This is a genomic window from Streptococcus oralis (assembly GCF_003943395.1).
Taxonomy (GTDB): Bacteria; Bacillota; Bacilli; order Lactobacillales; family Streptococcaceae; genus Streptococcus; species Streptococcus oralis_BF.
In genome coordinates, this window is sequence record NZ_RJPJ01000036.1 from 1 (window position 1) to 531 (window position 531).

A 531-nucleotide genomic window follows, 5' to 3' on the forward strand; every position below is an offset into this window, starting at 1 on the left:
TCAGAATCATCAGAATCAGCAAGCACAAGCGCAAGCAACAGTGCTTCAGCGTCAACAAGCGCATCTGTATCAGATTCAACAAGCTTGAGCAACAGCATCTCTGCTTCAATCAGCGCTTCTAACTCAGCAAGTACAAGCGCAAGCACAAGTGCTTCAACATCTGAATCCGCAAGCAAGTCTGCCTCAGAATCAGTAAGCACAAGCGTAAGCAACAGTGCCTCAGCGTCAACAAGCGCATCTGTATCAGATTCAACAAGCGTAAGCAACAGCATTTCTGCTTCAATCAGCGCATCAGAATCAGCAAGCACAAGCGCAAGCAACAGTGCTTCAGCGTCAACAAGCGCATCTGTATCAGATTCAACAAGCTTGAGCAACAGCATCTCTGCTTCAATCAGCGCTTCTAACTCAGCAAGTACAAGCGCAAGCACAAGTGCTTCAACATCTGAATCCGCAAGCAAGTCTGCCTCAGAATCAGTAAGCACAAGCGTAAGCAACAGTGCCTCAGCGTCAACAAGCGCATCTGTATCAGAT

1 protein-coding gene is annotated in these 531 nt (G+C 47.5%); it reads right to left on the bottom strand.

Annotated features, from left to right (window positions below; all coding sequences use genetic code 11):
- Positions 1 to 531, bottom strand: a 531-nt coding sequence (locus D8802_RS10235) for a hypothetical protein (protein WP_472725602.1), incomplete at both ends; no start/stop codon positions are given.